Raw genomic sequence first — 25,057 nt, 5'->3', positions numbered from 1 at the left:
AACAATGAAGCAGTTAGAAGACAAAATCCGTGAAGAGGGTCGGGCCTTATCCGACCAAGTGTTGAAAGTTGACGCCTTCTTGAATCATCAAGTCGACCCGGTACTTATGCAAGCCATCGGCAAAGAATTTGCAGAACGTTTCAAAGACGCTCAAATCGACCGCATCGTCACACTCGAATCGAGCGGGATTGCGCCAGCGATGATGACGGCGCTTGAGATGGGCATCCCGTTCGTATTCGCGCGTAAACGGAAATCGCTGACGCTCCAAGACGACCTCGTCGAAGCGGATGTTTATTCGTTCACGAAACAGGAGACGAACCGCATCAGCTTGAGCCGACGTTTCGTCTTATCAGGCGAACGCGTTCTTGTCATCGATGACTTCCTCGCGAACGGGGAAGCGGCACTCGGGCTGACACAACTCGTCGAAGCGGCAGGTGCAGAAGTTTCAGGTGTTGGCATCGTCATCGAAAAATCGTTCCAACCAGGGCGCGATAAATTGATTGAGCGTGGTTATCGCGTCGAATCGCTAGCGCGCGTCGCGAAATTAGAGAAAGACCATATCTCGTTCGTGGAGGTCGTTCGATGAATACATTCAAGACAGCAAGTCTCGGATTTCAGCATCTACTCGCGATGTACACGGGAGCAGCCATCGTCCCGCTCATCGTCGGGGGTGCCATCGGGCTTGGTCCAACCGAACTCGCCTATCTTGTCGCAATTGATTTATTCATGTGTGGGGTAGCGACGTTATTACAAGTATGGACGACACGCTTTACGGGTGTCGGATTGCCGGTCGTCCTCGGATGTACGTTCACGGCGGTCGGTCCGATGATTGCGATTGGAAGCGCAAATGGAATTACGGCCATTTATGGCGCGTTGATTGCCAGTGGAATCATTGTTATCCTCATTTCCGGATTTGTCGGGAAGCTCGCACGTTTCTTCCCGCCGGTCGTTCTCGGTTCGGTCGTGACGATCATTGGTCTCTCACTGATTCCGGTCGCCATCAATGACATCGGTGGCGGGATGCCAGGTGAGCCTGGATTCGCATCGATGCAGAATCTAGGATTAGGTGGCTTTACGATTTTACTCATTCTCGTCTTGAACCGTGTCGGGACCGTCTTCACACGCGCCGCTGCTGTCCTCTTTGCCGTCCTCATCGGAACAGGGGTTGCTGCTTCGCTCGGTCTCGTCGATTTCAGTCCTGTCCGGGAAGCGGGTTGGTTCCAAATGGTTCAACCGTTCTACTTTGGGATGCCGACATTTGATGTGTCCGCGATCCTCGTCATGACGCTCGTCGCCATTATCTCGATGATTGAATCGACAGGTGTATTCTTGGCGCTCAGCGATATCACGAAAAAGCCGATTGGTGCGAACGAATTGACGAAAGGGTATCGTGCGGAAGGTGTCGCAACGATTCTCGGAGGGATTTTCAACAGCTTCCCGTACACGACGTTCAGTCAAAATGTCGGACTTGTTCAATTGTCAGGTGTAAAATCGCGCCGTGTCATCTTCTGGACAGGTGGATTGCTCATCTTGCTCGGCTTCCTTCCGAAAGTCGCTACGTTCACGACATTGATTCCAAAACCTGTGCTTGGGGGAGCGATGCTCGTCATGTTCGGAACGGTCGCTGCTTCCGGCATTCGAATTCTGAGCCAGGTCGATTTTTCGAAAAACGAGAACTTGATTACCATTGCCCTCTCAATCGGTGTTGGGCTCGGTATTACCGCCAATCCAGCCATCGTCGCAAACATGCCGGAGTGGCTGCAGTTGTTCACGGATAGTGCTATCGTGGCAGGTTCATTCACGGCGCTCGCATTGAACGGATTTTTCCGTATGATGGACCGATTCCGTCCCGGGACAATCATTGCCGAGGAACGGCAAGTCAGCTAGACTGAAGGAAATAGTAGTCTAGGAGGAGTCACGAATGGGGAAAACTGCACTTGTCGTAGGCGCGACCGGTTTGATTGGCCGCGAATTGGTGGAACAGTTGTTAGAGAGTGACCGTTATGATGCGGTCTGGATCGTTGTCCGTCGCTCGAAGCGTTGGAGTCATCCGAAGTTACATGAGATCGTCGGTTTCGAGGAGATGGATTCATCCCTTCCACAGATCGACGACGTGTACTGTGCGCTCGGCACAACGATTGCGGTAGCTGGCTCGCAAGAAGCGTTCAAACAAGTTGATTTAGAATTACCACTTGAAGTGGCCCGTGTCGCCAAGGCACACGGTGCGACGCGCTATGCGGTCGTATCGGCACAAGGCGCATCATTGCGTTCGACTTTCTTTTACAACCGTGTGAAAGGGGAGCTTGAGAACGCGTTACGTATTTTCAACTTCCATCACTTGATTATCGCCCGTCCTTCTCTGTTACTCGGAGAGCGTGATTCATTTCGCTTCGGAGAGAAGGCGGCCGAGGTCATCAGTCGACCGTTCCAGTCAATCTTGCTTGAGAAGACACCGGAAGTCGCACCGATTCAGGCGCTTCATGTCGCTCGTGCCTTGATTATGGCGTCTGAAGAAGGCGAAGGAATCGAAGTGTTGACGTCAGGGATGATGCAGAGGATGAGCCGATGAATCCATTGACAAAAAAGCGAACCAAAGCAGTCATGATTGACAGTGTCATTGCAGGTCTTGTCAGCGTGGGCGTAGAACAGCTCGTACGAAAGAAAGTAAAGAGCGAGTTCGTGCATGCGGTCATCACACCGACACTACTGACATATGCCATGGAAGCGTGGCAAATGAGTCGGGGTGGACAAACAATCGGTTATAAACTGATGGGACTTGAATTGACAAACGATGACGAAACGCCTGTCACGGCAAAACAAGCGCTACAACGCGCCCTGCATCGTGATACTTCGTCAGTCGTTCGTTATTGGAAAGACCGTGCGCATTTCGAACAAGAAGAAGGCGCTGTTTTACCGCACGATGCCCGTTACCATATGCATGTACGTGAAAAGAACTGACCAATACGGCCAGTTCTTTTTTTCAATCCTTGATTTTACTTAAGATGGCAGTTGTTAAGGCGACAATTGTTCCGAGAACAAGCCCGTTAGAGAAGACGGTCGCAAGAAGCGGTGGCAGGTCATTCATTGAACCGGGTGGTAATAACATCGCCCCGGCACCGATGACGAGCGGGAGCCCGACTGTGAGGGATGCCGTGGACTGCTTCAATTCAAAGGCCGCCTCATTGATTCCGATGATGATCATCGTTGCAATGAGCGGTGTCACGATTGCATAACCGACAGCGGCCGGGATGCTCGCAATCAACGAGACGAATGGACCGATGAGTGCTAACCCCATCATGAGGGCGTGGGCAACCAAATGCGGAGCACGCTGGACGCTCTCCGTCGAAGAGAGGAAACCAGCTGTCCCGGAGATGGCGACAGGACCCGGTGTGCCGAACAGACCAGCCACGATTTGACTGACGCCACTGGCGACACCCGATGCGGGAACGTTTCCTTTGATTTCTCGTTTTTCGCGAGAACTGACGATGCGCTCAATCAACTTGATGTTCGCAAGGACGTTCGTCATGAGAAGTAGGGTGATGACGAAAGCCGTCGGTAACAAGTTCCAATCCCACACCCAATTTCCGAACGGAAGAAGTTCCGGTACGAGGAAGAAGGATTCCGAACGAACGATTGGATTTCCAAGGTCGAGTAAATGGAACAAGCCGAACCCGACGAATAGCGTCATGACGAGTCCATATTGTTTAAAGCGACTTTGCTCGAGCGTGAGTGCGAACAAGACGAGCCCAGCCGTCGCTACGGCCTGAATGATATTGATTCCGTCTTCCGTCACCCCAAATCCACCTTTAATGACGGCCCCTGATAATTGAAGGACGAGCAAAATCATATAGACGCCGAGCACTTGCGGTGTAAACAGGGCGAGCATGCGTCTTAAGATGCCGGTGACGGTCAACAACACACCGAGGATTCCGCTCAAAAACAGCATGAATCCGAGTGCCTGCAGCGTCTCTTGCTGACTTCCATATAGAGCGGGACCGATGGAGGCGTATAAGGTGAAGACACCCCACCAAATGCCGGCAGGTCCTTCGAGTATCGGGAGGCGATGGCCGAGCAACGTCTGAATGATGCTGAAGAGTGCGAAGATGAAAAGTGAGCGGGATATAAAGGTCATCGTCTCATCTGGTGACAGTTCAAACAAGGCGGCGATGGAGAGTGGTGGTACAATATTTGTAGCTAAAATAAAAATAAACCACTGAATCGTCGTGGTTATATTACTTCTGGTCATGGTGTCCCCCTGATCATGCTTTTTCTTATTAGTGTAACGTTATGATGAAGTGGATGCAAATGGAGGCTATATAATGAAGAAATTCTTCAAGTGGACCGCACTCTCAATCGTAGGATTGCTAATCATCGCGGTAGCAGGCTTTTTAATTTGGACGCAGTTCACGTACGAACCGACCGATGAAGCGACACGGTATGCCGAAGAGGGGAAAGTGGTCGACAACCGTCTCGAGTTTGGAGATCCGACGAGTGAGGTCGGAATCATTCTTTATCCAGGGGCGAAAGTGGAGAAAGAGGCGTATGCGTATTATGGAACACGTTTAGCCGAGGAAGGGTATTTCGTCGCCATTCCGTCGCTTCGACTCAACTTAGGCATTTTAGATATCGACGCAGCCGATCCAATCATCGAGGCACATCCGGAGATTGAACGCTGGATCGTAGCCGGTCATTCACTCGGAGGTTCGGCGGCGTCGGGTTACGCGCTTGAGCATCAAGAGTCGGTAGAAGGTGTCATTTTCCTCGCATCATATCCGATCAGCTCGATGGTCGATAGTGACTTACGCGTGCTATCCATCTCGGGTGAGTTGGATGGATTGGCTGTCCCGGAAGACATCGAGGCGAGTCGAAGCGACCTACCTGCCGATAGTCAATTCGTACAAATCGAAGGCGGGAATCATGCCAACTTCGGAATGTATGGTCCACAAAAAGGCGATCAGGAAAGTCCGCTCACATCGAAAGAACAACTCGACGAAGTCCTATCGGCGATTCTCGAATGGTTATAAAAAACGTGCGCACCTTCATCGAGGTGTGCACGTTTTAGCGTTGATCGAGTGAATAACTGACTGCGGTCAACCCGGCTGTGACGAGGGCGACCAAACCACCGACGAGCGCGAGCGTCATGATAGGGCTCGTCGCGTAGACGACACCACCAAGAGCGGAACCAAGTCCGATTCCGACGTTACTCGCCACAGGCATAAGTGATGAGGCGAGACCTTTGGCGTTCGGATTGAACTTCTCCGCCAAATCGATCAAATAAATCTGAGTCGATGTCGTCAATAAAATCGCCATGAACGACATGAGGGCGATATTGAGGAGACCGAGCGTCACATTCGACGTCGTCACGAATAACGCGGCCAGGACGAATGCCTGGACGAGAAAGACGAACCGTAAGCGTCCGATCGGATTGTGACTGGCGATCTTTCCGGCAGCGATATTACTGAAGATCGAGATGAATCCGTAGGCGAATAAAATCGGACTGACCCAAGCGACCGGTACACCGAGTACATCTTTTAAAATCGGTACGAGATACGTATATACGACATACGTCGCCCCGAAACCGAACGCCGGAATTAAGAAGGCGATCAAGATACGTGGATTCGTCAGGAGTGCCATTTGTTCACGGAGTGATGCTTTTTCTTGAGACAATTGATTCGGCAAGACACGATAAATGGCAATCCAGGCGACTGCACCGAGCAGAGTCGTCAACCAGAACGTGGACTCCCATCCTGCCTGTTGTCCGATGAACGTTCCGATCGGAACCCCGAACACGTTGGCCATTGTAAAGCCACCGAAAATAAAGGACACGGCCACGCCCCGTTTTGCCGGAGGGACGCTCTCGCTGGCGACGAGCATGGCAAGCGAGATCAAGACACCTGTGACGACGGCCGTCAGCATGCGCAAGACGAGTAACCACTCATACATGGGAGCGAGACTGCTTAATAAGTTCAGGACGGTGAAGAGAATCGTCAAGCCGAGCATCAATTTACGTTTTGGAAGATGGCTCGTCAAGGACATCGTGATTGGCGTGCCGACGGCAAAGCTGATGGCGAATGCCGATACGAGACTTCCTGCTGTCGCGATGGAAATGGATAGACCGCTTGCGATATCAGGCAAAATGCCGACGATGACAAATTCACTCGTTCCGAGAACGAAGGTTAATAAGGATAGGGATAAAACTAAAGTCCAGTCGCTTCGACTGAGCGAGCTTGTCTCCATGTTCAAACACTTCTTTCTATTTCATTCATTAGTAGTTAGACATCAGTCTCCTCTCACGTTACAAGATATTTCCCAAAAGAAAAACCCTTTTCTCCCAAGTCGGAAGAAAAAGGTGGATTAGCGCCAAAAAACAGTGGCTTCGACACCGGCGTGGTCGGAGACGATGGGACCGTTTTCGCCATCGAAGACGACAGCATGACGGGAGACGTGAATGGGTGCATTCGTCAACATCAAGTCGATGCGTAGCGATTTCTTGTTTTCATCCCATCCGGCGATTTTCCCTTGGACGGTCGCATCACCTTCGCGTTCCGTTGCGAGATGGAACAGGTCTTGAAGCCCATTCTCCATCAAATAATCGTATCCCTCGCCTCGAATGAAGGCATCGTTGTTGAAATCACCGAGTAGGAGCGCATGGTCGTCATGCTCGACGCGACGCAGTAGTTCGTCGAGTTGATGCTTCACTGGCTCCTCTTCGTCATGCCACCATCCGAGGTGACACGAGTAGACGGTCGTCGGCGTTTCAAGACCTTCAATCACGGCTTTGACAATTTTACGGGACTTGTAATTGTCAGGGTCCGTCGTCTTGGATACGAAGAACGACTCGGTCGATAGAAACGGTGTTCGCGACAAAATGGCGACGCCTTCCTCGTAAATGTCATATCCGTAATGGGCAAAGTCCCATGTCATGTGATAGTGAAGATCTAACTCTTTCAGGCGCTCGACGAGGACGTGTGCGAAGTTGTTTTCACGGATGTTCCCATAGATGAGGGGGGCCTCTTTATGTTGATTGACTTCTTGAAGCGCGATGAAGTCATACTCTTCGCTTGCGATACGTTCGACAATCGCGTCGATTTTCTCTTGTTGGCGGTCTTCTAACCAGGCATGACAATTGAGCGTTAAAATATTCACGATAGTCCTCCTTTAGAAAAAGGCCAACTCTCGAGCGAGTTGGCCAGTAGATTATGCACCGATGACGTCTTGAATGTCTGATTTCAATACGTCGGCTTTCGGGCCATAGATGGCTTGGACTCCACGGTCTTTCACGATAAGACCCATAGCGCCATTTTTCTTCCATTCTTGTTCGTCAGAGACGAGTGTAACGTCTTTAACGGTCACACGAAGACGAGTCATACATGCGTCGACATCCTCAATGTTTTCTTCCCCACCGAGAAGTGCGATAATCCCCATGACTTGTTCGTTACCTGTAACGGATGATTTTTCTGTCGTTTCTTCCATGTAGTTCCCGTTACGTCCTGGCGTCGGTAGGTTCATCTTCTTAATGAAGAAGTTGAAGACACCGAAGTTGAGGAAGAAGAACACGACAGAGACGAGCACGAAGTTGATCAAGTCTTGAAGAAGTCCTGCTTTGACAATCATCGGAATGCGCGTCAAGAGTTCGATTGCACCGAAAGCGTGTACACGTAAGTCGATGATATCTGCCAATGCGAAGGCAGCACCGGCCATGAGTGCGTAAACGACATAAAGAACTGGTGCGACGAACATAAACATGAATTCAATCGGTTCTGTGACACCTGTCAAGAAGACAGCGAGTCCGGCTGATAAGAACATCGGCTTGTATTGTGCCTTCTTATCCGCGTCGACGTTGCGGTACATCGCATACGCGGCACCAATCAATGCAGCGAATGACAAGATGACTTGACCGACTTTGAAGCGTGCTGGAACGACATCAGCGAGAAGCGTGTTGTATGCGGCCGTATCACCAGCAGCACGCAAGTTGACGAGATCCGTCACCCATGCCAACCAGAGTGGGTCTTGACCGGCAACGACCGATCCAGCTGTCGCACCTGTTAAAATCGTGTATGTTCCACCGAGCTCTGTGTAGTTCATTGGTACTGTGAGCATGTGGTGTAAACCGAACGGTAAGAGGAGACGTTCGAGTGCACCATAAATGAACGGAGCGAGGACTGGCGCCGTGTTACGTGATGTGGCAATCCATTCACCAAAGCTGTTGAGCGCACCTTGGATGGTTGGCCATACAATCGATAGAACGAGGGCAGCAACGACTGAACCAAGGATAACGACGAATGGTACGAAGCGCTTCCCGTTGAAGAACGAGAGAGCGTTCGGCAACTTGTTGAAGTTGTAGAAACGGTTATATAGTGCACCACCGAGGAAACCGGCGATAATCCCGACGAACACACCCATGTTGAGGGCAGGTGAGCCGAGTACAGATGTGAAGTAATCAGCGACGACAAGGTTCGCACCGAAGAGTGACTCGATTGTCGCTTCTGGATCTTGAAGCATGTCACTGTTGACACCGAAGATGGCACCTGTGACACGGTTGATCAAGATGAAGGCGAGAAGTGCTGCGAATGCACCGCCGGCACGATCTTTTGCCCACGAACCACCAATCGCGACTGCGAAGAGGATATGTAAGTTGACGATGATGCCCCAACCTAAATCTTCAATGATACGAGCTGTTGTTAATAAGATACCGACATCTCCGGCTGACATTCCAATCAATTTTCCGATGGAAATCATCAAACCGGCAGCTGGCATGACGGCGATGACGACCATCAAAGCCTTACCGAGTTTCTGCCAGAAATCGAATGAGATCAATTGTTTCATGCTATACGCTTCCTTCCTATGAGGGAGTTTTATCTATTTTTGTGTCTACCAATAGTGCAATCGCTTGCATAAATAATTGTAATCGATTGCATAAATTCGTGCAACCGTTTTCGCTATTTTCATTTGTTTTCATTTCCGAAGTGAGAATAGCAGATGTGAGGCGAACTTGTCAGTCGAATCGAATCTAGCTACAATATGATAGGTTGAAGGGAGCGAGAAAGATGGGTTGGAGACAGACAACATCTGCTTTGACGAAAGACGAGCAGATTGAATTAAAAGAAGAGTTGTTGCGGAAGGGTGTATTGCAGGAAGACGATCTTCCTCTATATGAGATGCTCATGCCAGATCGAATCAAACGGATGTATGAAGTATTGAATACACGAACGAACCATATCACGATTTTGACGGAAGGTGTCGACGATCCGCACAATCAATCTGCCGTATTGCGTTCGGCCGATGCGTTCGGGGTGCAGACGTTACACGTCGTCGAAGGGCGTGCGAAGTTCAAACCGAACTCGATTATCGCCAAGAGTGCCGACCGTTGGGTGGACGTCGTCGAGCATGGCTCCATCGAAGAGGCGATTGACGCTTTAAAAGAAGACGGTTATCAAGTATATGCGACGGCATTGAGTGAGGAAGCAATTCCGCTCGAAGAGGTGGATGTGTCGAAGCCGACCGTTCTGCTATTCGGGAATGAACATAGTGGTGTCTCGGAAACAGCACTTCATAAGGCGGACGGGAACTTTGTTATTCCGATGCAAGGATACGTACAAAGTTTGAACATCTCCGTGGCGGCGGCGATTTCCTTGTACGATGTCACGACACGGTCACGACATATCGTGACGGATGGCTACGAGCTTCCGGTCGAAGATCAAGCGCGCATCTTCAAAGACTGGATGGTCAAGAGTTTGCCGAAGCGTACGCTCGGACTATATAAACAAAAAGGTGTCACAGCTTTTGAACGGGAGACAGGAAATTCAGAATGAACGGCGAAATGAACAGACGTACGGAATCTTTGTCCAGAAACTGAAAGGGGATGGCACGATGAGTACGACGAGTTCATTTATCGTAAAAGATGTGACGAACAACTTTAAGGATTTTGAAGAGGACTTCTTCCGGCTGTACCGCACGTTATACGGTGACCTCGATCAGTTGCGATTTAAAGAGCGCCTGTATCGGCACGCCAATCCGTTAGTGCTGCTGGCTTTCTCTGAAGAGCAGCTAGTTGGCTTTAAAATTGGTTATGAGGCGGAGCCTTATCGGTTTTATAGCTGGGCGGGCGGCGTACATCCGGACTTCCAAAAGCATGGCGTCGGTCGCAAGCTGATGGACACGCAACTCGAATGGGTCGAAGCGCAAGGGTTCCATTCGATTCGGACGAAAGCACGCAATACGAACAAAGGGGTCATCATCTTGAACCTCCTTTGCGGATATGACATCATGGGCGCCTACACCGAAGATGGCGAGCCGCGCATCATGATGGAGAAACAACTGAACAGTTGAATCGATGCCGCGGTCGTGTGATCGCGGTTTTTTTGTTGAAACCGATTCGACTGAATGAACGTACATAAAGAAAAAGGGGGAATTTGAAATGTCTACTTTAGAATTTGGGGCGGACCCATTTTTCACGATCATCAATTTATTCTTTCCACTCATGTTTTTCACCATTGTTGGACTTATCGCATTTGGTGTCATCAAATCAAGTCGAAGTTACTCTAAAACATCAAATACATTGAAGGACTTACAACAATTCGCCTCGCAGCTCGCCGATGACCCGAGCGATGACACGGCTGAGCGATTGGCAGACTATTTACGGGGCATCGATTCCTTCTCGATTGAACGGATACGCATGGAGCCGTTCCGTGTCGCACTCGGATGCTATCAATTGGTGATGGAGTCTGACGCTGTTCGCGAAGAGACGAAAGAGCGGGTCGATCGTCAATATAAGCGTCTCGGGATTTTAGACGGAGAAAAATTTGCCGATGAGGCACCACCACGTCGACGTTCTTCTTCATCGAGTCATCATGATATCCACCACCATCACCATGACCATATGTAAAAAGCGAAGGAATCCCTTCGCTTTTTTACATATATCGTGATGCATCAAATTCAATGTCAGTCTGATAACGGACGGCTTGAATCGCACTTTCGATTCGAATGGCACGCTTCTTAATATCGCGCGCTTTCAGGCGATACAGCTCCGGATCGTATAAGGCGTGTTTGATCACGGCAACCCCATGCACATAGTCTTTCTTCGGACGAAGCGATAATTTTTCATAAAGTCGTGCTTGGACGCGTAACTGAACAGCAAGTTCGATTGCCTCGACGAGCGGAAGCGGACCGTCGTGCGTCTCGACAACGGCTTGGACGTTCGCCTCTTGAATGAGACGGTCGAGCTGACGTAAGTCTAGACGAATGTGTTCAAGTTCCATCTCGATGTCTTGAAGGGAACGAGACTGAATGGTCGGAATGGATTCATTCGCTTGAAGCGAGATGAACGCCACATGCTCAATCTCTTCGGTCAATGTATCGATTTGCTCATGGAGCAACTGTTTCAATGTTAGGGCATCTGCAAGGTTCATATCGATTTCCTCCTTCTGCTTTTTCTAACCGTACCATATCGAGATGGCTGAAAAAAGGTGGATGACATCCTCGATTACGGGAATAAAAGCAAATAGAGAGGAGGAGGACGATGAAGAAGTGGAAGATACAATGGATGATTGCACTCGTCCTACTCCTGTTCGGGACGGCGACATTCCTTTATCAGTGGGTTGACGTAAGCCCAGGCGATATTCGGGACTACATCATTCAATTCGGATGGTTGGCTCCGCTCATTTACATTTTATTGTTCACCGTTCGTCCGCTCATCTTGTTCCCGACGTCCGTCTTGTCGGTCGCCGGCGGCTTGGCGTTTGGGATGTTACCGGGCGTCATCTATACCGTCATCGGGGCGACATTGAGTGCGCTTGTTGCGTATTATGTGGCAATTTTTTTCGGCGATCGTTTCCTGCATCACTTCGAATCAACGAATTACGAAGCCATTCAGCGTAAAATCGAAGAAGACGGCTTCTTTTACGTCCTCATCTTACGTCTCATCCCGCTCGTTAATTTCGATTTGGTCAGCTATGCTTCTGGTTTGGCAAAAGTAAACGTACTCGCCTATCTGTTTGCGACCGTCGTCGGTATGATTCCCGGAGCGTTTGCGAACAATTTTCTCGGGAGTAGTATCGCCAGTGGGGATTGGACGCTCATCGCCTTGGCATTTGGAATCATGCTCGTGTTGACGCTCGTTGCGACCGTTTTCCGTGAACCGATCAAGCGACAGATTCATCGCTATCAAAAAAAGTAGGCGACTCCAGATTGGAGCGCCTACTTTTCAATTAACGGTTGTCGACCGTTTCTGGATACAGGTCATGGTTGAACAGACGGTGTTCTGCCATTTTTTCGTACTTCGTGCCAGGCTTTCCGTAGTTGTAGTACGGATCGATCGAGATACCGCCACGTGGTGTGAATTTCCCCCACACTTCGAGATAGCGCGGCTCCATCAACTTGACGAGATCTTTCCCGATGACATTGATGCAGTTCTCGTGGAAGTCACCGTGGTTACGGAAACTGAACAAGTACAACTTCAACGACTTCGACTCGACGAGTTTCTCATCCGGGATGTACGAGATGTAGATGGTTGCGAAGTCCGGTTGGTTCGTGATCGGGCACAACGATGTAAATTCGGGTGCGTTGAATTTCACGAAGTAGTCGTTCTCCGGATGACGATTCGGGAACGCCTCAAGGACGTCAGGTGTGTATTCAAAAATATATGGGACGCTCTTCTGTCCGAGGAGCGAAAGATCTTGTAAGTCTTCTGGTCTCATGTTCATTCTCCTTAGACGCCACGTTCGTTGGCGTACAGTAATGTGTGTAGTTGTGGTAGGACGCGGACGCTTTGCCATGACGGGTCGCGTGCGACGTCTTCCCATAGTTGTTTCAAACGACGGAGCTGGGCATCGGTGATGTCTCCATCTGCACCAGGCTCCGGGTTACCAGCCGACAAATACATGACGTCCGGTGAGTAGCGCTGCTGCACTTCTTTCGCGTAGGCAAGGTCCGCTTCATCAAAGACAGCGACTTTGAATGTCGTCTGCTCCGGGCGCAACTGTTCGACGATAGCGTCGAGTTGCTCCCAGTTCGTTTTCATACCAGACGATGGAGGTTTCGGACTGAGGGTCACGTCATCGATTTGTGTGAGCCAGTCTTGATAGCGGCTACCTTGCGTCTCGACAGCGAGTGTGACACCACGTTCTTTCAACTTCACAACGAGGTCTTCCATAGCCGCGATAAGGAGCGGATTGCCACCCGAGATGGTGACATAATCGTACATACCCAGTGCATCCAGGCGAGCGATGACCTCATCGGCTGTCAGCATGTCCGGTTTTTCTGAACCGTCCCACGTAAAGGCGGAATCGCACCACGAACAGCGATAATCGCAACCGGCGGTCCGGACGAACATCGTCTTTTGTCCGATGGCCCGGCCTTCTCCTTGAAAGGTCGGTCCGAACACTTCTAAAACAGGGATTTTCACGATTCCACCAACCATTCACGGCGGAACTCAGCGTAAGACGTCGGCGTTTCGTACAAACGGACGAATTCGACACGGACGTCGCGTTCATTTGGCAGATGTGTCGCCAACTGTTCAAAAATCCAATAGCACATGTTTTCTGCAGTTGTATTCATATAAGGGAGTGACTCGTTCAAATAGCGATGGTCGAGATATGGCTCAAGCTCTTCTTTGAAGATTTTTTTCAAGTCACCGAAGTCGAGCGTCATGCCGCGATTGTCGAGAAAGCCGCTGACACCCATCTGGAGCCTATACGTATGACCATGAAGGGCACGACATTTGCCGTCATAGTCAAAGAGATGGTGCGCTGCGTCGAACGTCACTTCTTTGACGATTTGAACGCGATGCGGACAGTAGATGAGCGAGCCTTCTTGCTTTGATTCGACACTGGTCGGAGCGAGGAATGGAGCATGTTTCATACGCGCACCTCCTCGTAAGCTGTAAGTCCGTTTTGACGAAGCTTACACGCCGGACATTCTCCACAACCTGAACCGATGACACCGTTGTAGCAAGTGAGCGTACGTTCTTTGACGTAGTCAAAGGCACCGAGCTCGTCGGCGAGTGCCCACGTCTCTTTTTTATCGAGCCACATGAGCGGTGTGTCGATGACGAATGGATAATCCATCGCTAAATTGAGTGTCACGTTGAGTGATTTGATGAATTGGTCTCGGCAATCCGGGTAACCTGAAAAGTCCGTTTCACATACACCGGTCACGATGTGATGCATACCGAGTTGTTTGGCCATGACGGCCGCAAATGATAAGAATAGATGGTTGCGTCCATCGACGAACGTATTTGGGACGTCCGCATTGTCGATGTCGAGATCGTGTCTCGTGAGCGCGTTCGATGTGAGTTGTCCGAGTAGGGACAAGTCGAGGATGTGGTGTGGGACATCGAGTTCTGTCGCAATTTCTTTGGCGACCTCGATTTCCGCATCATGGCGTTGACCATATGCGAACGTCACCGCCTCCACATGAGAGAATTGTTGTTTTGCCCAAAACAGGCAAGTGGTTGAATCTTGGCCACCACTAAAGACGACCAATGCTTTTTCGTGTTGCATGAAGCACACTTCCTTTTCGCTAGTTTTGATGTCGGAGGAGGTTACGAACTCCGGAGGTCACCCTCAAGCATATAATTTATCATAAAAGACGTTTGACAGGGAGAAAGGAAGCGAGTATAGTAAAAAACATCGCTGACATGCTTTTGTGCATAAAAGCGTTTAAGCGGTTAGGTGAAATAATAAATAAAGAAGATATAACGAAAGGAGGGGACGTCGATGCAGATGAAAGGAAAAGAAGCTGTATTCGTCGTGTTGATGAGCGGGATTACCTTGCTCGCACTGATGTTTTTGGCCAAAGCGACGCCACATATGGCGATTTTTGGCACAATGGTAATAGTAGGTGGATATGCGTATTATCGTTCACGCGACTTCAAACAGATTGAAACGGCGATGATCAACGGAATTCGTGAAGCGATCATGCCGGTGTTGATTTTGTTGTTGATTGGGATGCTCATCGGAGTATGGCAAATGTCCGGGACGGTCGCGACGATCCTCTCCATCGGTCTAAATACAATCTCTGCTGATTGGTTCTTGCCGAGTGTCTTGTTGATCACGATGATCGTCTCGACCTTCACAGGAAGCGCCTTTACAACCGTCGGAACGGTCGGTGTCGCCTTGTTCGGAATCGGAACGGCACTAGGCATCTCGCCAGCGCTCGCTGCAGGTGCCATCGTGTCGGGCGCCCTCTTCGGAGACAAGATGAGCCCGTTGTCGGATACGACGAACTTTGCGCCGGCAGTGGCGGGGGTCAAACTGTTCGACCACATTCGCTTCATGATGGGGACGACGATTCCAGCGTTCATCATCACGTTGATTTTATTCATGTTCCTCGGACGTAGCGGTCAAACTGCCGACACGGCACAAATCGCAGAGGCGCAAGCCGCGCTCAGCGGACGTTTCGACCTCTCATGGCTCACGTTGATTGCCCCTGTGCTCGTCGCAGTACTGGCCTTCCGTCGGATGCCGGTCTTGCCGACGATGCTTGTTGGGATGTTCGCCGGTGTGTTGACGGCCGGTTTTGTTCAAGGCAACTGGAGCATCTCGAACTGGCTCGGTGTCATGCAGTCGGGCTTCAAGTCAGATGTCGAAAATGAATTGATTGCGAATGTACTCGATAAAGGTGGTCTTGAATCGATGCTCTGGTCGGTCAGTCTCGTCTTGATCGCCCTCGCGTTCGGTGGCTTATTACGTGAACTCGGTATCTTCCAAGCCATCGTTGAATCGTTGCTCGAGCGTTTGAAGTCACCAGGGAGCTCGGTCCTATCAGTTGTCCTCAGTTCAATCGGTGTCAACTTGCTCGCGGGAGAACAGTACTTGTCGATTCTCTTGCCGGGTCAGGCGTTCAAGCAAGGGTTTATCGATCGTGGGATCGACCCGCGCTACTTGTCACGGGCACTTGAAGATGGCGGGACCGTCATCAACCCGCTCATTCCGTGGGGAGTTTCTGGCGCATTCTTCGCAGCGACACTCGGCGTACCTGTATTGGAATACGCACCGTTTGCCTTCTTCCTCTGGCTCAGCCCGGTCTTCTCCATCATCTTGGGATACGTCCGATTGGGGAAGCAACGTGAATCACTAAAAATCGCATCATAATATCGAGGTGTCCTGCCATGCAGGGCATCTTTTTTGTGTGCAACATATGACTTTTGAGAAAATAGGAGAAACGGAGGTGGAACCATGAAGCGACTCGATCTAGCATTTTATGAACAACCGACACTCGAATTGGCACGCGCCTTACTCGGTCAATATTTGGTGCGGCGACATCCAGAAGGTGACATCATCGCGAAGATTGTCGAGACAGAGGCTTACCTCGGTGCCATCGACCGGGCGGCGCATAGCTTCGGAGGGCGTCGAACGAAACGAACGGAAGTCATGTTCGGACAACCTGGGCATGTATACACGTATCAAATGCATACACATACGCTCCTGAACGTGGTCAGTGGTCCGGTTGGTACACCGGAAGCCGTGTTGATTCGAGCCGTCGAACCGATTCAAGGACATGAATGGATTGCTTCGAACCGTCCCGGAGTGAAGCGATATGACCAGACGAACGGACCAGGGAAGTTGACGAAAGCACTCGGAATCACAATGGATCTATACGGCCATTCCTTTCAACAAGACCCACTCTACATCGCGGAGGGTGAGGCAGGAGTAGTGATTGAGGCGGGTCCCCGTATCGGGATCCCGAACACGGGCGAGGCACGTGACTACCCGTATCGCTTCTTTGAACGCGACAATCCATACGTCTCGAAATTCCGTTGAATGCCACTTGAGATGTTTAAGTGATTCATGCCTGTGGAACAGTCCCTATGTGCATAAAACAAACAAAGGGAGTGTTTAGGATATGGCAAAAGTAGCAACGCTCATTACGGATATGTTTGAAGATGTAGAATTCACGGGTCCCCGTGACGCATTGGTGGATGCGGGACATGATGTCGTGACGATCGAGAAGAAAGCGGGTAATACGGTAGAAGGGAAACAAGGGGAGGCGAAAGTGAACATCGACCAATCGATTGACGATGTATCGCCAGAAGATTTTGATGCCCTTCTCTTGCCGGGCGGATTCTCACCTGACTTGTTGCGTGAGGACGAGCGTTTCGTCTCGTTCGCCAAAGCCTTCATGGATGCGAAAAAGCCTGTCTTTGCCATCTGTCACGGACCACAGCTGTTGATTACGGCGAAGACGTTAGAAGGTCGTGACGCGACCGGCTACAAATCGATCAAAGTCGACATGGAGTATGCCGGAGCGAAATATGCGGACAAAGAAGTAGTCGTCTGCCAAAACCAGCTCGTGACGAGCCGTCAGCCGGATGATATTCCAGCATTCAATCGCGAGATGCTCAACTTATTGAAATAACACGTCGACCACGAGATTCGTCTCGTGGTTTTTTTGTGTATTCGGGAATAGACAAGTAAGGAGGAGATTTAAATGAAAAAACGAGCACGTTCACCGAGTTAAGTTCGTCGAAACATTGTTTGGTTAGGGTGGATTCGTTGGTTTGAAGGGCTGATTCCCGCATACGTGATTGAACGGTTGTTTTGGGAATCGCGAGGCATCACCATTCAAGAAGTCGTCTACTTGGAGATGATCTATGCGCTCATCATCGTCTTGTTCGAGGTGCCGACCGGCGTGTGGGCGGACCGAACGACACGGCGTCGGCTGATTCAGGCAGGTGTAGCCTTGGAGTGGTTATCGTTTTGGATCTTGTTATACTCGTTCACCTTCAGCGGATTTTTTGTCGCCATCAGCTGTTCGGCCGTTGGGTCGGTCATTCGAAGTGGGGCGGAGAATGCGCTGCTATACGAGTCCTTACAAGAAAGTCATGAAGCGTCGTCGTTCGAACGGGTTCTTGGAAAACTGAACGCGATTGGGATTATGGCCGCTGTGACGGCGGCATGGAGTGGCAGTATGTTGGCTCAGTACCTTCCATTGGAGTGGAACTACAGACTTTCCATTCTCAGTTTATTGATGGCGACCGTGTGTAGCTTATTTCTCGTTGAACCCGTTCATGGCGAAGGAGAAGACCGATTGACGTGGCGGCACTTGTTGAAAGGATTTCAATTTGTGTGGTCGCACACATCCATTCGTAACGTCACCATCGGATTTTTGGCAGCCGTGTCCGCATTCAATTTCATCGATGAGTTCTGGCAACTGTATGCACGTGATGTATCCATCCCAATCTATTGGTTCGGTGCCATTTCAAGCATCCTACTCTTGATTCAGTTACCTGGACAACTTTTTGCAGGGACGCTTATACGATTTGCGTCATCCGAACATTGGTTAAACGGGTTCGGTTGGCTAATGGGCGGTGGATTTCTCCTCGTCGGGTTGTTCCCGAGTCCGATTGGAATCGGTGTGATGGGACTCCTAGCTCTATTGTATGGTGCGATGGAGCCACTCTATTTCGGGCTCTTGCATCATCAGGTGCCTTCCGATATCCGAGCGACGACCGAATCATCTGTCTCGATGCTATGGCATTTCGGTATCCTCGTGTTGGGGCTGGTCTTTATTGTAGGAACGACAGTGTCGCTATTTTTGGCGTTCATCTTAATTGGGCTTGTCGTTTGGTTCGTTCATGCGACCGCCCGATAATTTTTACAGACATGGGTCATAAGCCATGTCTGTTTTTACGTCTTAAGACGGACGAAAGATTGTGTCGAGAAGTGTATGATGAGAACAATCTTGATGAATCAATAGGAGAAACAATGTGGAATGGTATGAATTATTTGTAGGATTTTTATTAGGTGTCGTCGAGGGATTGACGGAATTTGCCCCGGTCTCGTCGACCGGTCATATGATTCTCGTGGATGGTCTCTGGTTGAATTCGAGTCAGTTTTTAGGGCAGGAAGTAGCGAACACGTTTAAAATCGTCATTCAATTAGGGTCGATTTTAGCGGTCGTGGTCGTCTTTCGAGATCGGTTCAAAGCGTTACTGAATCCAAAGTCGCTCCTCACCTTAAGACAAAGCGGAACCACACGTCAGTTCAATCTCATACATATTTTGATCGGATTGCTGCCTGCTGGCGTCTTTGGTGTACTGTTTGAGGACTACATCGATACACATCTCTTCTCAGTCAAGACGGTGTTGATTGGGTTAGTCATTGGGGCATTCTTTATGATTGCCGCAGATTTATCCGGCGTGAAGCGTCAGACGACCGCTACGCTAGATGACATCACGTACAAGCAAGCACTTGGTGTCGGGTTGATTCAATGTTTCTCGCTATGGCCTGGGTTCTCTCGGTCCGGTTCAACGATTTCTGGAGGGGTTCTCCTCGGAATGAGTCACCGGGCAGCGGCAGATTTTACGTTCATCATGGCGGTACCAATCATGTTTGGAGCGAGTGCATTGTCACTCTATAGCAAGTGGACGTATTTCACGCTCGATACGCTACCCGTGTTTGTCGTCGGCTTCGTCAGCGCATTTTTATTCGCACTTCTTTCGATTAAATTCTTTTTGAAATTGATCAACAAAGTAAAATTGATGCCGTTTGCGATTTATCGAATCGTATTGGCTGTTGTGATTTACGTACTTTACTTCTGAAAAAAACACGTGCGAATGGCACGTGTTTGAAACCAATGAATGGAATTGTTCGTACAGTCTAGAAGAGGTGAAAACATGGGACAAATCGTTGTAGTATTCGGAACGTTAATCGGTCTTGGGACCGTTGGGGCATTGCTTTATATGACTCGTCTAGCCTATGAATCATGAGAACGGATAATGATAGAAGCGCTCACGTTGGAGTAACTCCATGACGTGGGCGTTTTCTGCGTTATCGATCGCACGAAGAAGACCTTCTGTCTGAGACCGGTGAGCAAACAGGGCATCTTTCTTCTGTTTGCTCTCTTCCGTTACATCGACGATGACGTGCGGTTGTCCGAGTTCCTCTTCTGTGCGGCGGTCGAAGGCGACACCTAAGAACTCAGGACGCGTCTCGCCCATCTCTTGAAGTGCACGTACGACGGCACGGGCTGTCGCTTCATGATCCGGGTGGACGGCATATCCTGGATAGAACGAGATCACGGTTTCCGGCTTCACTTCGTCAATCAATGTACGGAAACGGCTAGCGAGCTCGGCCTCGTCCTCAAACTCGACGGTCTTGTCACGAAGACCCCACATGCGCAGGTCCTCGATGCCCATCATGCGACAGGCTTCTTCGAGTTCATGTTTTCGAATTTTTGGTAGTTCTTCACGTGTCGTAAAGATTGGGGAACCCATATTACGTCCCATTTCACCGAGCGTCAAACAGACATATGTGACGGGCACTCCTTTTTGACGATGTTGGATAATCGTTCCGGCCGAGCTGAACGCCTCATCGTCCGGGTGTGGGAAGATGACGAGTAACGGTCCATTCATTGATTCTCCACCTCCGATGCGCCTTGTGGGAGCGGCTTGATATCGATGTGCAGCGCACATGCGAGACGACCGAGACGATCGTGACCGGCGAGTAACAACTGTTCCTCGTGCATTTCATAGTCGGTCAATCCCTCGACATAGAGCCAACCGTGATCGAGTTTTAAACCGACACGATAGGGACCATTTCCTTTAATTTGACCGATGCTGTATTCGATTTTGGCATTACGGATAAACATCCCGGCGTTATGAAAGTCCGGGTCATTGTGTGTCGCGTAGGCACCGTTCGTCGTCTCGACATGGACGAAAAGTGGTGTCGCGACGTGATTGTCTAAATAGTGCTGAATGTGATCAGGTTGAATCGCTTTCACGTCTGTCCCTCCAATGGAAAGGATGACCCGAAACACGTAGTTCCGGGTCATCTGTTTACGATTGTGTTGCTACTTTTTTACGGTATCCGGTATGGTTCGTCGGTCCAACGTATTGGTTGAGACGGAATGAATGACGAACGGCTTCTGTGATGAACTCTTTTCCGATTTCAATCGCTTCTTCGACCGTGTGACCGTTGGCGAGTGAGGCTGCGATGGCAGAAGAGAACGTACATCCGCCGCCGTGTGTGAACGCAGGCTCGATTTTTTCACTTTCAAGAAGGCGGAATTCGTTTCCGTCGTACAAGACGTCGAATGCTGTATCGAATCCGAGTTTGCCACCGACTTTGACGATGACGATCTCTGCGCCGAGTTCATGGATTAAACGAGCTGCTTCTTTGATTTCGTCCATCGTTGCGGGTGTTTTATCAAGGCCAGCGAGCATACGCGCCTCGAATAAGTTCGGTGTGATGATTTTTGCGACTGGTACGAGGTGTTGACGCATCGCGACCGCAACGTTCGGATCAAGAATCTCATCCGCACCTTTACATGCCATGACCGGATCGACGACGGCATTCTGGATTCCGTATTCTTTAATCTTCCGTGCTGCGAGTTCGATGATTTCAGGTGTCGGGAGCATACCTGTCTTCACTGCATCGACTCCAATTCCAGCGAGCACCGTATCGATTTGTTTCTCGATCAAGGTCGTGTCGATTGGAAAGACTTCGTGATTCCATGCGTTATGTGGGTCTTGTGCCACGATGACAGTCAAAGCTGTCATACCGTATACACCGAGTTCTTCCATCGTTTTGAGGTCGGCTTGGATTCCCGCGCCGCCGCTTGTGTCAGAACCGGCAATCGTCAATGCTTTTTTCATCGTCATAATCGTCCATCCCCTTTGTCTGTTTGGATAGTTTCACTATAACGACTTTTTCCTATTCCGACAAATGCAAGGATTACGAGAAGTGTTCATAACTTTTCAGAAAAAGTATGCAGGATATTCATCATATTTGGGGAATAATAATGAATAGGGTGTAGACCACTTTATTATTGGCTGGGAGGAAAACGCATGTTAGTGCATAGCTTATGTATCCCGAAGAAAGATGTTGTCACCATCAGTGAAAAGGCAACATTGCGGGAAGCGCTTCATACGCTTGAAGAAACAGGATACCGTTGTGTACCTGTTTTAGACGAGACGGGGAAATTTTTCCGCGGTAACATTTACAAGATGCATATTTATCGTCATGGAATGAACGGGGAAAACATGGACGATAATGTGATGACACTCATCAAAAATGCACAAAAGTACGTCCATGAGTCAGATGGATTCTTTGAAGTATTTTTCTCAATCAAAGAATTGCCGTACATTGCTGTATTGAAAGATGAGAGCAATGAATTTTATGGCATTCTTCCCCACGGTAAGATGCTCGGGATGCTCGAAGAAGCATGGAGTCGCGACACGGGTAGTTACGTCTTGACAATCGCCTTGAGCGAACAGGCTGGGGCACTTGAGAAAATCACGAAAATCGTGAACAAATATACATCAATCGCGAGCTTGATGACGCTCGATGCGAAAAGTAAAGTATTGCGTCGGGTACTCGTGACACTACCACCAGACTGTGAAGAAGACATGAAAAACAAGGTTGTCTCTAAGCTTGAACAAAAAGGATTCCGGATTGTCGAAGTCGAGAACTTAAAGAACTAAGTCAAAACCCTTTCACTTGGCGTGAAAGGGTTTTTCGTCGAGTCGTTTTTCCATCCGAATATCGGACCAAAATTGACCGTCCCAGTAGGTGAAGTGCTCGATTCGACCGATTTCTTGATACCCACATTTCGTATAGAGACGATGGGCCGCATGGTTGAAAGCGAATACGCCAAGTTCCATACGAGGTGTTTGTTTGGCTCGCAATTGCTCTTCTAACAAACGAAGAGCTTCTGTGCCAACGCCTTTTCCGCGACCGACAGATTCGCCGATGACGAAACCGAGCCAAGCTGTACCGGGTTCTTGTCGATATAAATGAGGCGGGTCATACATGACGTTCATTTCTCCGACGAGATGGTCATCTGCGTAGATAAGGAAAATATCGTGCGTTAAGAGTCGTTCTTCTAAATCGTCAACCGTCATCTCATAATGGGCGGTCAATTCTTCTTTAGAGCGGCTCGGTCGAATAAGGTGTACGATCTCAGGATCGTTATTCCAACGATTGAATGTATCGACGATGTCGCCGGATGCGACTGTTAATGGAACAAGTGAGATATTGATAGGTCATTCTCCTTTCTCGCTTGAACACATTCGATTCAATCGTCAAAATTCCTGCTCTTATACCGGCTTTAATACGTTTAAGTGGCTCGGCAATACTTCAAAGGTGAGGGGTAGCTTGCCGCCTGTGTCCCCGTCAGCATTTACAGGAAGCGCATCAGGCGAGGTCACGTTCACCCGTGACGTACAAAATGAGGTGACGCTATCCGTTTCCTTCAACTTTCCTGTAAAGAGGGCGGGTGTTAATTGAAGTGCGTCCTTTAACCCGAGTTCTTCAAAGATATAGACATGAAGAAGCCCATCATTCAGCCGCGCGTCTGGTTCGAAGTTTTCAAATCCTCCGACTGAGTTCGTCAAGGCGATGACGACGAGATAGGCTTCGCCATTAAACTCCCCGTCTGTACTGTCAAGTGCCAACTCATATGGACTATGCTCACGGAACGCTTTTACACCCTCAATCAAGTAAGCGAACGGTCCCCATTTCGTCTTTTCTTCCACACTTACTTCGTCGACAGCTTCGGCAATGAGCCCGATGGCGATGACGTTCATGAAATAACCGTTCTCATACGTTCCGATATCCATCGGTGTCGGTTCAGCGTCGCGGAGAGCCTCGATTGCTTGTTTAGGGTCACTTGGGACACCGAGTGCACGGGCGAGGTCGTTGACCGTCCCAAGTGGAATGATACCGAAGTCAGGTCGATGAGTAGCCTCGGCTAGACCGGTCACCGCTTCGTTCAAGGTTCCGTCCCCACCCATCGCAATGACGGCCTGATAGTGCTTTTGTGCCGCTTCACGTGCGAAGTTCGTCGCATCCTGTTCCTTTTCAGTGAAGCGGACATCGACGTGTCCATATCGTTCGCGCAACACCTCTTCGGCATGTGTTGCGTGTTGTTCCCCCAACTCTTTCCCTGAGGATGGATTGACGATTAACATGACTGTGTCCATTCCAACATGTCTCCTTTTCAACTCGAATACTGTCCTTTATTCCCGTCAAAGAAAGCAGATACTCCTAAAAAATCCCCATGTCGATTAGCTATCTCGCTCTAATCTTCAAGGGGATGCGTTGGGCATTCGATTGTTTAATAATGACGGAATGCGGACATATCTAAATGACTTGCTTCCGACTCGTCCACGGCAAGTTCGATGCGCAAATGTTCATTGAACGGGGAGACGAGAGCACCCATACAGGCGACCGGTTCATGATCGGGGACCGGTGATTTACGCTTCGTTTTGACGAATAAATAGTCCGATCGTTTCAACGTCAATAAGAAACGTTCCACGGCATGCGGTTCACGGGTCACGTTTGGCCAAGGTAAATGATTGAATAATAAAAAGACCGCGCCTTCTTTTTCGAGCGCATAGTCCGGTGCGATGCCTTCCCGATTCAACAAATCGATGACAGCATGCAAAAACTCCCGTTTAATCGTCAATGAAATTTCGTAATACTCACGCATACGGTCCACCCTTTCTTAAAATCACAATACTACCATTCTAAACGTTTCCGACATGGGCGACAATGAAGAAGTTCCTTGACGAAGTATTTTTCCCGGCTTATACTGCATAAGTCCTGCTATACTAGTGATATATGATGAACGAATTGAGGTGAAACCGACATGATTGAATCCCTTGAATTGAAGGCGTGGGTCGTTCTTGCGCGTACGATGGATGCCATCAGTGATCGTGTGAAAGAAGATTTACGACGCCACCAGTTAAATTCAACAGAGTTCGGTGTTTTATCCGTACTGTATAAACGTGGAGACACCCCGTTGCAACAAATTGGGGATCAGATTTTGATTACGAGCGGTAGCGTGACATATGTGATCGATAAGTTGGAGAAGCGAGGGCTGATTGAACGAATCGCCTGCCCGTCTGACCGACGTGTCACATATGCTTCATTGACAGACGATGGAAAGGCGCTCATGGACGTCGTCTATCCGCAACATATTGAAATCTTCAAAGATATATATGGACCGTTAAGTGATGAAGAGACGGAACAATTGATTTCGTTATTGAAACGAGTCGGTTATAACGCAGCGGGCAAATAAAGCCCGTTGCTTTTTTATTCAATATCTTGAAATT

Annotated in this window: 31 protein-coding genes; 16 read left to right on the top strand and 15 right to left on the bottom strand. The window is 49.5% G+C overall.

What is annotated here, in order from left to right:
* Positions 1–4 precede the first annotated feature (4 nt).
* The 4 genes from KNO72_RS06970 to KNO72_RS06955 are packed head-to-tail and all read left to right on the top strand — an operon-like array spanning position 5 to position 2,958.
* Entirely contained in the window at positions 5–586 is a 582-nt protein-coding gene (locus KNO72_RS06970; protein ID WP_214688899.1) for a xanthine phosphoribosyltransferase, read from the top strand.
* Positions 583–1,887, top strand: coding sequence for a nucleobase:cation symporter-2 family protein (locus KNO72_RS06965; RefSeq protein WP_214688897.1), 1,305 nt, complete (start codon positions 583–585; stop codon positions 1,885–1,887). The genes KNO72_RS06970 and KNO72_RS06965 overlap by 4 nt, the downstream gene beginning before the upstream one ends.
* Before the next feature lie 34 nt (positions 1,888–1,921).
* Entirely contained in the window at positions 1,922–2,569 is a 648-nt protein-coding gene (locus KNO72_RS06960; RefSeq protein WP_078146102.1) for an NAD(P)H-binding protein, read from the top strand.
* On the top strand, positions 2,566–2,958 hold the full coding sequence (locus tag KNO72_RS06955; protein WP_214685099.1) for an RDD family protein: 393 nt from the start codon (positions 2,566–2,568) through the stop codon (positions 2,956–2,958). Before KNO72_RS06960 ends, KNO72_RS06955 begins: the two co-directional genes overlap by 4 nt.
* Before the next feature lie 22 nt (positions 2,959–2,980).
* Here the strand turns inward: KNO72_RS06955 and KNO72_RS06950 are convergent, their stop codons facing one another.
* A complete protein-coding gene (locus tag KNO72_RS06950; protein WP_214688895.1) occupies positions 2,981–4,246 on the bottom strand; it encodes a purine/pyrimidine permease in 1,266 nt (421 codons plus the stop codon).
* 73 nt (positions 4,247–4,319) lie between these two features.
* Between KNO72_RS06950 and KNO72_RS06945 the strand changes: the two genes are divergently transcribed.
* The gene (locus KNO72_RS06945; RefSeq protein WP_078146105.1) at positions 4,320–5,024 is read left to right on the top strand and encodes an alpha/beta hydrolase; all 705 of its coding nucleotides are present in this window, start codon (positions 4,320–4,322) and stop codon (positions 5,022–5,024) included.
* A gap of 34 nt (positions 5,025–5,058) precedes the next feature.
* Here the strand turns inward: KNO72_RS06945 and KNO72_RS06940 are convergent, their stop codons facing one another.
* The 3 genes from KNO72_RS06940 to KNO72_RS06930 form a co-directional block, all read right to left on the bottom strand.
* On the bottom strand, positions 5,059–6,237 hold the full coding sequence (locus KNO72_RS06940) for an MFS transporter (RefSeq protein ID WP_214688893.1): 1,179 nt from the start codon (positions 6,235–6,237) through the stop codon (positions 5,059–5,061).
* Between the two features lie 117 nt (positions 6,238–6,354).
* Entirely contained in the window at positions 6,355–7,146 is a 792-nt protein-coding gene (locus KNO72_RS06935; RefSeq protein ID WP_214688892.1) for an endonuclease/exonuclease/phosphatase family protein, read from the bottom strand.
* A gap of 51 nt (positions 7,147–7,197) precedes the next feature.
* A complete protein-coding gene (locus KNO72_RS06930; protein WP_078146107.1) occupies positions 7,198–8,826 on the bottom strand; it encodes a PTS transporter subunit IIBC in 1,629 nt (542 codons plus the stop codon).
* 221 nt (positions 8,827–9,047) lie between these two features.
* On the opposite strand from KNO72_RS06930, the gene KNO72_RS06925 reads away from it, so the two are divergent.
* From KNO72_RS06925 to KNO72_RS06915, 3 genes are all read left to right on the top strand, one after another.
* Positions 9,048–9,812, top strand: coding sequence for a TrmH family RNA methyltransferase (locus tag KNO72_RS06925; RefSeq protein ID WP_214685110.1), 765 nt, complete (start codon positions 9,048–9,050; stop codon positions 9,810–9,812).
* A complete protein-coding gene (locus KNO72_RS06920) occupies positions 9,784–10,329 on the top strand; it encodes a GNAT family N-acetyltransferase (RefSeq protein ID WP_214685112.1) in 546 nt (181 codons plus the stop codon). The genes KNO72_RS06925 and KNO72_RS06920 overlap by 29 nt, the downstream gene beginning before the upstream one ends.
* Positions 10,330–10,417: 88 nt before the next feature.
* Positions 10,418–10,885, top strand: coding sequence for a hypothetical protein (locus KNO72_RS06915; protein WP_214688890.1), 468 nt, complete (start codon positions 10,418–10,420; stop codon positions 10,883–10,885).
* Between the two features lie 25 nt (positions 10,886–10,910).
* Here the strand turns inward: KNO72_RS06915 and KNO72_RS06910 are convergent, their stop codons facing one another.
* Positions 10,911–11,408 (bottom strand): hypothetical protein, encoded by a 498-nt coding sequence (locus KNO72_RS06910; protein ID WP_015880471.1) that lies wholly within the window; start codon positions 11,406–11,408, stop codon positions 10,911–10,913.
* A 110-nt stretch (positions 11,409–11,518) separates the two neighbouring features.
* Between KNO72_RS06910 and KNO72_RS06905 the strand changes: the two genes are divergently transcribed.
* Positions 11,519–12,175, top strand: a complete 657-nt coding sequence (locus KNO72_RS06905) for a TVP38/TMEM64 family protein (RefSeq protein WP_078146111.1) — start codon at positions 11,519–11,521, stop codon at positions 12,173–12,175.
* Positions 12,176–12,206: 31 nt separating this feature from the next.
* Here the strand turns inward: KNO72_RS06905 and queF are convergent, their stop codons facing one another.
* From queF to queC, 4 genes are read right to left on the bottom strand one after another with little or no spacing between them, the layout of a single operon-like run.
* Positions 12,207–12,695 (bottom strand): preQ(1) synthase, encoded by a 489-nt coding sequence (gene queF, locus KNO72_RS06900; protein ID WP_015880473.1) that lies wholly within the window; start codon positions 12,693–12,695, stop codon positions 12,207–12,209.
* Positions 12,696–12,706: 11 nt separating this feature from the next.
* A complete protein-coding gene (gene queE / locus KNO72_RS06895) occupies positions 12,707–13,417 on the bottom strand; it encodes a 7-carboxy-7-deazaguanine synthase QueE (protein WP_214685116.1) in 711 nt (236 codons plus the stop codon).
* Positions 13,399–13,857, bottom strand: a complete 459-nt coding sequence (gene queD, locus KNO72_RS06890) for a 6-carboxytetrahydropterin synthase QueD (protein WP_214688888.1) — start codon at positions 13,855–13,857, stop codon at positions 13,399–13,401. Before queD ends, queE begins: the two co-directional genes overlap by 19 nt.
* A complete protein-coding gene (queC, locus tag KNO72_RS06885) occupies positions 13,854–14,498 on the bottom strand; it encodes a 7-cyano-7-deazaguanine synthase QueC (protein ID WP_159563339.1) in 645 nt (214 codons plus the stop codon). The genes queD and queC overlap by 4 nt, the downstream gene beginning before the upstream one ends.
* 216 nt (positions 14,499–14,714) lie before the next feature.
* Here queC and nhaC point away from each other — a divergent pair, with 216 nt between their 5' ends.
* The 5 genes from nhaC (at position 14,715) to KNO72_RS06860 (ending at position 19,540) form a co-directional block, all read left to right on the top strand.
* Complete coding sequence (gene nhaC / locus KNO72_RS06880; RefSeq protein WP_214757570.1) at positions 14,715–16,091, top strand: Na+/H+ antiporter NhaC; 1,377 nt, start codon at positions 14,715–14,717, stop codon at positions 16,089–16,091.
* Between the two features lie 84 nt (positions 16,092–16,175).
* Complete coding sequence (locus tag KNO72_RS06875) at positions 16,176–16,760, top strand: DNA-3-methyladenine glycosylase (protein ID WP_078146117.1); 585 nt, start codon at positions 16,176–16,178, stop codon at positions 16,758–16,760.
* An 82-nt stretch (positions 16,761–16,842) separates the two neighbouring features.
* The gene (locus KNO72_RS06870) at positions 16,843–17,355 is read left to right on the top strand and encodes a type 1 glutamine amidotransferase domain-containing protein (RefSeq protein WP_015880479.1); all 513 of its coding nucleotides are present in this window, start codon (positions 16,843–16,845) and stop codon (positions 17,353–17,355) included.
* Between the two features lie 165 nt (positions 17,356–17,520).
* Positions 17,521–18,591, top strand: coding sequence for an MFS transporter (locus tag KNO72_RS06865; RefSeq protein WP_214731314.1), 1,071 nt, complete (start codon positions 17,521–17,523; stop codon positions 18,589–18,591).
* A gap of 115 nt (positions 18,592–18,706) precedes the next feature.
* On the top strand, positions 18,707–19,540 hold the full coding sequence (locus KNO72_RS06860; RefSeq protein WP_214731316.1) for an undecaprenyl-diphosphate phosphatase: 834 nt from the start codon (positions 18,707–18,709) through the stop codon (positions 19,538–19,540).
* Positions 19,541–19,702: 162 nt separating this feature from the next.
* Here KNO72_RS06860 and bshB2 read toward each other — a convergent pair whose 3' ends face one another.
* From bshB2 to pdxK, 3 genes are read right to left on the bottom strand one after another with little or no spacing between them, the layout of a single operon-like run.
* On the bottom strand, positions 19,703–20,353 hold the full coding sequence (gene bshB2 / locus KNO72_RS06855; RefSeq protein WP_214688886.1) for a bacillithiol biosynthesis deacetylase BshB2: 651 nt from the start codon (positions 20,351–20,353) through the stop codon (positions 19,703–19,705).
* Positions 20,350–20,721 carry a YojF family protein gene (locus KNO72_RS06850; protein ID WP_074034952.1) on the bottom strand — a complete coding sequence of 124 codons (372 nt, stop codon included), beginning with the start codon at positions 20,719–20,721 and terminating at the stop codon, positions 20,350–20,352. Before KNO72_RS06850 ends, bshB2 begins: the two co-directional genes overlap by 4 nt.
* Positions 20,722–20,776: 55 nt before the next feature.
* Positions 20,777–21,601 (bottom strand): pyridoxine/pyridoxal/pyridoxamine kinase, encoded by an 825-nt coding sequence (gene pdxK, locus KNO72_RS06845; protein WP_015880484.1) that lies wholly within the window; start codon positions 21,599–21,601, stop codon positions 20,777–20,779.
* A gap of 186 nt (positions 21,602–21,787) precedes the next feature.
* Here pdxK and cbpA point away from each other — a divergent pair, with 186 nt between their 5' ends.
* Entirely contained in the window at positions 21,788–22,423 is a 636-nt protein-coding gene (gene cbpA, locus KNO72_RS06840; RefSeq protein ID WP_214688885.1) for a cyclic di-AMP binding protein CbpA, read from the top strand.
* Between the two features lie 12 nt (positions 22,424–22,435).
* Here cbpA and KNO72_RS06835 read toward each other — a convergent pair whose 3' ends face one another.
* The 3 genes from KNO72_RS06835 to KNO72_RS06825 all read right to left on the bottom strand — a co-directional run bounded on the left by KNO72_RS06835 (position 22,436) and on the right by KNO72_RS06825 (position 24,432).
* Complete coding sequence (locus tag KNO72_RS06835) at positions 22,436–22,975, bottom strand: GNAT family N-acetyltransferase (RefSeq protein WP_264093167.1); 540 nt, start codon at positions 22,973–22,975, stop codon at positions 22,436–22,438.
* Positions 22,976–23,038: 63 nt separating this feature from the next.
* The gene (locus KNO72_RS06830) at positions 23,039–23,923 is read right to left on the bottom strand and encodes a diacylglycerol/lipid kinase family protein (protein WP_214688883.1); all 885 of its coding nucleotides are present in this window, start codon (positions 23,921–23,923) and stop codon (positions 23,039–23,041) included.
* 134 nt (positions 23,924–24,057) lie between these two features.
* Entirely contained in the window at positions 24,058–24,432 is a 375-nt protein-coding gene (locus KNO72_RS06825; RefSeq protein ID WP_015880488.1) for a hypothetical protein, read from the bottom strand.
* 159 nt (positions 24,433–24,591) lie between these two features.
* Here KNO72_RS06825 and KNO72_RS06820 point away from each other — a divergent pair, with 159 nt between their 5' ends.
* The gene (locus KNO72_RS06820; RefSeq protein WP_047795835.1) at positions 24,592–25,023 is read left to right on the top strand and encodes a MarR family winged helix-turn-helix transcriptional regulator; all 432 of its coding nucleotides are present in this window, start codon (positions 24,592–24,594) and stop codon (positions 25,021–25,023) included.
* Positions 25,024–25,057: the final 34 nt, after the last annotated feature.

The sequence above is a fragment of the Exiguobacterium sp. s123 genome (assembly GCF_018617075.1).
Lineage (GTDB): Bacteria > Bacillota > Bacilli > Exiguobacteriales > Exiguobacteriaceae > Exiguobacterium > Exiguobacterium profundum.
The sequence above is the reverse complement of the archived record's forward strand: the minus strand, read 5'-3'. Positions and strand labels throughout refer to the sequence as shown.